General features: G+C 71.0%; 2 protein-coding genes and 1 pseudogene. All 3 read left to right on the top strand.

Going from position 1 to position 7,748, the window contains the following annotated elements:
* Positions 1-3,631, top strand: a pseudogene (locus tag ADK52_RS44915) (amino acid adenylation domain-containing protein); the annotation flags it as partial.
* Between the two features lie 90 nt (positions 3,632-3,721).
* A complete protein-coding gene (locus ADK52_RS43415) occupies positions 3,722-5,446 on the top strand; it encodes a condensation domain-containing protein (protein WP_420714805.1) in 1,725 nt (574 codons plus the stop codon).
* 1 nt (position 5,447) lies between these two features.
* Positions 5,448-7,748: condensation domain-containing protein (locus ADK52_RS05810; RefSeq protein ID WP_267887236.1), on the top strand; the 2,301-nt coding region annotated here is incomplete at its 3' end.

Raw genomic sequence — 7,748 nt, forward strand, 5'->3', positions numbered from 1 at the left:
GTCTCCGGTGCCGGTGGGTGTGGCGGGTGAGTTGTATATCGCGGGTGCGCAGTTGGCCCGGGGCTATTTGGGCCGTGCAGGACTGACCGCGGAGCGGTTCGTCGCGGATCCGTTCGCGGTGGTGGCGGGTTCGCGGATGTATCGGACCGGTGATGTGGTGCGGTGGTCCGCGGACGGTGTTCTGGAGTTCGTGGGGCGCGTGGATGCTCAGGTGAAGGTGCGGGGATTCCGTATCGAGCTGGGCGAGATCGAGGCCGTCCTCGCCGGTCATGGGCAGGTCGGGCAGGCGGCTGTCGTCGTGCGGGAGGACCAGCCCGGTGACAAGCGCCTCGTCGCTTACGTCGTGGCTGCCTCGGGCGAAGAGGCACCGGCTGATCTGTTGCGCCGGCACGTGGCGGAGCGGCTGCCGGACTACATGATTCCCTCCGCTTTCGTTGCCCTTGCAGCCCTGCCGTTGACGCCGAACGGGAAGCTGGACCGCAAGGCCCTGCCGGCTCCCGAGTACACCTCGGACGTGTCTGGGCGCGGGCCGCGGACCCCGCGCGAAGAGAGTCTGTGCGGGCTCTTCGCTGAGGTCCTGGGTGTGGAGTCGGTGTCGATCGATGACGGTTTCTTCGAGCTGGGTGGGCATTCGCTGCTGGCGACGCGGCTGGTGAGCCGGATCCGGACCCGACCGTCGCCGCCCTCGTGGACCGGCTCGATGACGGTGGTCGCGTCCGGACACCGCTGGAACGGCGCACACGGCCGAAGGTTCTTCCGGTGTCGTTCGCGCAGCGCCGCCTGTGGTTCCTGGGCCAGCTCGAAGGCGTCTCCGCGACGTACAACATTCCGCTCGTACTGCGCCTGACCGGCACGCTGGACGTGGAGGCGCTGCGGGCCGCGCTCGCGGACGTCGCGGGTCGGCACGAGAGCCTGCGGACCGTGTTCCCGCAGGTGGACGGCGAGCCGCGGCAGGAGATCTTGCAGGGCGCCGTGGGCATTCCCGATGTCAGCGTCGAAAGCGTCACCGCCGATCATGTCGCCTCGGCCGTAGGGAAGCTGGCTGCCACGGGCTTCGACCTGGAGCGGGACCTGCCATGGCGGGTGCGCCTGTTGGAGGTCGCGGATGCTCCCGGCGAGTGGGTTCTCGTCATGGTGGTGCATCACATTGCGGCGGATGGCTGGTCGATGGCGCCGCTGGCGAGGGACCTGTCGCAGGCGTATGCCGCCCGCTGCCAGGGGGATGCCCCGGAGTGGCAGCCGCTCCCGGTGCAGTACGCGGATTACACGCTGTGGCAGCGCGAGGTACTCGGCAGCGAGGACGACCCGGAGAGCGTGATCGCCGCCCAGGTCGCGTACTGGAAGCAGGCTCTGGCCGATCTCCCGGAAGAGCTGGAGCTGCCGGTCGACCGCCCGCGTCCCCCGATCGCCTCCCGTCAGGGTGGCTCCGTGGACGTGCACGTACCGGCGGAGGTGCACGAGCGTCTGGCGGAGCTCGCGCGCTCCTGCGGCGCGAGCGTCTTCATGACGGTGCAGGCCGCCCTGGCCGTCCTGCTGTCGAAGATGGGCGCCGGGCAGGACATCCCGATCGGCACGCCGATCGCGGGCCGTACCGACGACGCCCTGGACGATCTCGTCGGGTTCTTCGTGAACACGCGATCTCGTCGGGTTCTTCGTGAACACGCTTGTCCTGCGCACCGACGTCTCGGGCGATCCGACGTTCCGGGAGGTCGTGGAGCGGGTCCGGGAGGCGGACCTGGCGGCGTTCGCCCACCAGGACGTGCCCTTCGAGCGACTCGTGGAGATCCTCAACCCGGCGCGCTCCATGGCCCGCCACCCCCTCTTCCAGGTCATGCTGGCCTTCCACAACAACGCGCTCCCCGATCTCGACCTGCCCGGCATCCACACGCAGGACGAGCAGGTGCACATCCCGGCGGCCAGGTTCGACCTGTCCCTCAACCTCGCCGAGACCCATGGGCCCGACGGGGGTCCGGCCGGGCTGCTGGGTTCGCTGGACTACCGCACCGATCTGTTCGAGCGCACCACCGTCGAGCAGCTCGCCGAGCGGCTGACCCGGCTCCTCGAAATCGTCACGGGTGACCCCGACGGGCCGATCCGTACCCTCGGTGTCCTCAACGCGGACGAGCGACGACGGATGCTCGTCGAGTGGAACGACACGGCTCACGCGGTTCCCGGGGCGACGTTGCCGGAGCTGTTCCAGGCGCAGGTCGCGCGTACGCCCGATGCCCTCGCGCTGGTGGGCGGGGGCATCGAGCTCACCTACGCCGAGCTGGGCCTGCGCGTGCGGCAACTCGTGCACGGGCTGGCTTCACGCGGCATCGGGCGGGGCGACCGCGTGGCGCTCCTGCTGGACGGCTGGCTCGACCAGATCTCCCTGACGATCGCCCTGGTGCACGTCGGAGCCGCGTACGTGCCCCTGGACCGGCGGAGCCCCGCCGCCCGCCTGGAACTGATCCTCGGCGACTCCCGGAGCACCGCCGTCGTGGTCGACAGGACGACCCGGGCCCTGCTTCCGGACCGGTACGTCCGGAGCGGCCTCGACGCGTTGCAGGTCGAGGAGCTGCCCGCCCAGGGCGTGCCGGCAGCGGTCGATCCGGCGCCGCGGGTGCGGCCGCTCGACCTGGCGTACGTCATGTTCACCTCCGGTTCCACCGGGCGGCCCAAGGGCGTGGCCGTCACCCACCGCAACGTCGTCGCGCTCGTCTCCGACCGGTACTGGCAGCACACGGGCGCGGACCGTGTCCTCGTCCACTCGTCGCCGTCGTTCGACGCCTCCACCTACGAGGTGTGGGGCGGGCTCCTCAGCGGTGCCACCCTCGTCGCGTCCGGCACGGTGGCCGCGGACATCCCCGAGCTCGCCCGCACCATGACGGCGGAACGGGTCACCGTGGGGCTGCTCAACGAGGGCATCTTCCGGGCCCTGGCCGAGAGCGCACCCCAGAGCTTCGGCACCCTCCGCGACGTCTACGTCGGCGGTGACACGGTCTCCCCCTCCGCGGTGCGGAAGGTGCAGGACCACGCCCACGGCATGCGGTTCACCAACAGCTACGGACCGACCGAATCGACCCTGTGCGTCGCCCACCACGCGCTGCCCGCGGGGAGCGACGCCACCTCTCCCATTCCGATCGGCCGGCCGCTCGACAACACACGGCTGTACGTGCTCGACGAAGGGCTCCAGCCCGTGCCCTGCGGAGTGATCGGCGAGCTGTACGTCGCCGGCGAGGGGCTGGCCCGCGGCTACGTCGACCGCCCCGACCTGTCGGCGGAACGGTTCGTGGCCGACCCGTTCGGTCCTGCCGGTACGCGCATGTACCGGACCGGCGACCGGGTGAAGTGGAGGCCCGAGGGCGCCCTGGAGTTCGCCGGACGCACCGATACCCAGGTGAAGGTGCGCGGGTTCCGTATCGAGCCGGGTGAGATCGAGGCGGTGCTGGAGTCGTTCCCCGACGTGGCACAGGCCGTGGTCGTCGTCCGCGAGGACCGGCCGGGCGACAAGCGGCTCGTCGCCTACCTGGTTTCCGCCGCCGACGTACGCGTCCAGCCCGAGGACCTGCGGGTTCGCCTTGCCGAAGCCGTGCCCGACTACATGGTCCCGGCTGCCCTCGTACAGCTCGATGCCCTTCCCCTCGGGCCGACGGGCAAGCTCGACCGGGCGGCCCTGCCCGCACCCGACTATGCGGGAGGGGGCGGCCGGGCCCCGCACACCGACAAGGAGCGCACGCTGTGCGCGGTCTTCGCCGACGTACTGGGGGTCGGTGAGGTCTCCGCGGACGACAGCTTCTTCGCGATGGGCGGCGACAGCATCGTCTCCATCCAGCTCGTCGCCAGGGCACGCGCCGCAGGGCTGATCGTCACACCGCGGCAGGTGTTCGAGCGGAAGACCGTCGAAGCGCTCGCGGCGGTGGCGGTCGAGGCGGACGTGCAAGCCGATGGGGTGGCGGACTCCGGCACCGGCGTGGTGCCGCTGACACCGGTCATGCGGCAGCTCTGCGAACGCAGCGACGTCATCGACCGGTTCAACCAGTCGGTCACGCTCGTGACCCCCGGCGGTCTCCTCCACGAGGACCTCACGGCGGCGGTGCAGGCGGTCATCGACCACCACGACCTCCTCAGGGCACGGTTCGCGGCTTCCCAGGACGGGACGTGGCAGCTGGAAGTGCTGCCTCCCGGCACGGTCTCCGCCGTGGCGTCCCTGTCCCGCGTCGACGCCTCGGGGCTGGGGCGGTCGCGGCTCCGGGAACTGGCAGAGGAGCAGGAGGCCGAGGCGGGCAGCCGCCTCGCCCCGGCGCACGGGCGGATGCTGGACGCCGTCTGGCTCGACGCTGGACCGCACGAGCACGGCAGCCTGGTCATCACGCTCCACCACCTCGCCGTCGACGCCGTGTCCTGGCGCATCCTCGTGCCCGACCTCGTCTCCGCCTGGAAGGCCGTTGCCGTGCGCCGGCAGCCGAGCCTGCAGCCCGTCTACACGTCCTTCCGTCGCTGGGCCGAACACACGACGGCCGAGGCGGAACGGCGGATCGGTGAGCTGCCCTTCTGGGAGCGGCTCATTGCGGACACCGAGGCTCCTTGGGGCCCCGCCTCGGCCACACTCGAACCCACACGCGACACGTGGGGCACCGCCGATTCCCTCAGCGTGACACTGCCGGCGGAACTGGCCGGGCCGCTGCTGACCACACTGCCCGAGGCCTTCAACTGTGCGCCGGACAGCGTCCTGCTCGCAGCCCTCATGCTGGCCGTCGACCGACGCACGGCACGGCGCGGTGGGAAAACGCCGCCGTTCCTCGTCGACGTCGAGCGCCACGGGCGGCAGGAGATCAGTCCCGCCCTCGACGTCTCACGGACGGTGGGCTGGTTCACCAGCGTTGCTCCCGTCCGCCTCGACGTGCAGGAGGCCGGTGACGGGCGCGGGGCGGCGGACGGCCTCAAATACGTGAAGGAGCAGCTCCGGGCAGCCCCGGACAACGGGTTCGGGTACGGCCTGCTCCGGTACCTCAACCCGGCGACGGCCGACCGCCTCGCGGCCCTCCCCGCAGCCCACGTCCTCTTCAACTACCTGGGACGCATCCCGGCGCCGACCGGCCACGACGGCGCGGAGCCACAGCCCTGGTCGGTCATCGGAGACGGGGAAGCCGGCGGCGGAGCCGACCCGGACATGCCCATGACCCACACCCTCACGATCAACGCGGTGGCCCGCGACACCGCCGACGGAACCGAGTTGCTCACCACCTGGGCCTGGCCGGGCCGGCTGTCGACGGCCGGCGAGGTCCAGGAACTCGCCGCGGCGTACACGCAGGCCCTGGCCGACATGGCCGCACTGGTCGAGTCCCCCGACATCGGCGGACTGACCCCGTCCGACGTGCCCCTCCTGGGGCTGAGCCAAGACGAAATCGACGAGTTCGAGTTCGAGTTCGCCGAGAACGACGATCTGAACGGAAGGATTTGAGATGAAGCGGTCGCGAATTGAAGACATCCTTCCGTTGTCGCCCCTTCAGGAGGGCCTCCTCTTCCACGCACAGTTCGACGACGAAGCCGCGGACACGTACGTCGTCCAGCTCGTCATCTCCCTGCGCGGCACGGTCGACGGACCCGCCCTGCGCACGGCAGTCAACGAGGTGCTGACCCGACACGCCAACCTCCGGGTGCGCATCCAGCACCGCAAGACGGGCCAGCCCGTACAACTGGTGATGCGCGACGTCGAAATCCCCTGGCAGGACGTCGACCTCACCCACCTCACACACGAGCAGCGCGCAGTCGAACTCGAACGCCTCCTCGCCGAGGACCGAGGCCGTCGGTTCGACCTGAGCCGGGCCCCGCTGATCCGCTGCACCCTCGTCCGGATGGCCGAGGACGACTACCGGTTCGTCTGGGCCAACCACCACATCCTGCTCGACGGATGGTCCAACGCCGTCCTGTTCCAGGAACTGTTCAGCCTCTACCAGAGCCGGGGCGAAGCCCGCCTCTCGCCGGTGACGCCGTACCGCGACTACCTCGCCTGGACCGCGCGGCAGGACGGCGAGGGCGCGCGCAGGGAATGGGCGGCCGCCCTCGACGGGCTCGAGGACTCCACCCGCCTCGTACCCCACCCGGGCACGAGCCCCGCCGAATCGTTCCCGCAACGCGCCACCTTCACGGTCGACGAACGTCTGACCGGCGCCCTCGCCGAACTGGCCCGCACCCGCAACCTCACCTTCAACACGCTGATGCAGGGTGCCTGGGGCATCCTGCTGGGACGTCTCACCGGTCTGGAGGACGTGGTCTTCGGCACCACCGTCTCCGGACGTCCCCCGGAGCTCCCCGGAATCGAGACCATGGTCGGGCTGTTCATCAACACCCTGCCGGTCCGGGTACGACTCGACCCGGCATCGTCCGTCATCGAGGCCCTTGCGCGGCTTCAGGACGAGCAGGCCCGCCTGATGCCCCATCAGCACCTCGGGCTCGCCGAAATCCAGAAGACCGCAGGACGCACCGACCTCTTCGACACCGTGGTCGTGTTCGAGAACTACCCGGTGGACGAGGCCGCGTCCGCCGGACTCGGCGTGGACCTCCAGGTCGCCGACGTCACGGGCCACGACGCGACCCACTATCCGCTGAGCCTCATGGTCCTTCCCGGACGCGAGCTCGTCCTGAACCTCGACTACCGCGAGGACGCCTTCGACCGGGCGGCCGTCGAACAGCTGGCGGCGCGCCTCGTCCGACTCCTCGAAACCATCGTCGCGGCACCGGACGCCGCGATCTGTGACCTCGACCTCCTCGCCCCGACCGAACGGGAGCAGCTGCTCGCCCTGGGGCAGGGTGCCACCGCCCGCAGCCCGCTCGCCACCGTGCCCGACCTCTTCCGGGCGCAGGCGCACGCCACCCCGGACGCCGTCGCCCTCACGGGCGGGGGAGCGGACGTCACGTACGCCGAGCTGGACGCCCGGTCGGGCGCCCTGGCCCGCGAACTCGTCGCCAGGGGCGCGGGACCGGAACAGGCGGTCGCGGTGTGGATGGAACGCTCCACCGACCTCGTGGTCGCACTGCTGGCCGTGCTGAAGACCGGCGCGTTCTACGTACCGCTGCACGACGGCTACCCGGTGGAGCGCCGCCGAATCGTCGTGGAGGACTGCCGCGCCCGGCTGCTGCTGACGGACCGGCCCGGGGACGCGGCCGCATGTGCGGGCACGGCGGTCGTCGTCCACGCGGCGGACGGCGCGCTGGTCGCGGCCGGCGGCGAGGCCCAGGAGGGCTCGGAGTCGGCCTCCCCCGATGTCCCTGCCGGTGCCGGTGCCGGTGCCAGTGCTGGTGCCGGTGCTCGTCCGGAGGCCGACGGCCTGGCCTATGTGATGTACACGTCCGGCTCCACGGGCGAGCCCAAGGGCGTTGCCGTGACGCACCGGGCCGTCGTCGACCTGGTCCTCGACCCGTCCTGGAAGAGCGGCCCCGAGGAGCGCGTCCTCTTCCACGCACCACACGCCTTCGACATCTCCGACTACGAGCTGTGGGTTCCGCTGCTCTCCGGGGCGCGCGTCGTCGTCGCCCCGACGGGGCCGATCGACTCCGTGGCCCTGAGGAAGCTCCTCACCCGGGAACGGATCACCTCCGTACACCTGACCGCCGGACTCTTCCGCGTGATCGCCGAACAGGACGCGGACTGCTTCTCCGGCGTCCGTGAGGTGTTGACGGGTGGTGATGTGGTGTCGCCGGTGGCGGTGCGGCGGGTGGTGGAGGCGTGTCCGGGCACGGTGGTGCGGGTGTTGTACGGGCCG

The sequence above is a fragment of the Streptomyces sp. WM6372 genome (assembly GCF_001279655.1).
Lineage (GTDB): Bacteria > Actinomycetota > Actinomycetes > Streptomycetales > Streptomycetaceae > Streptomyces.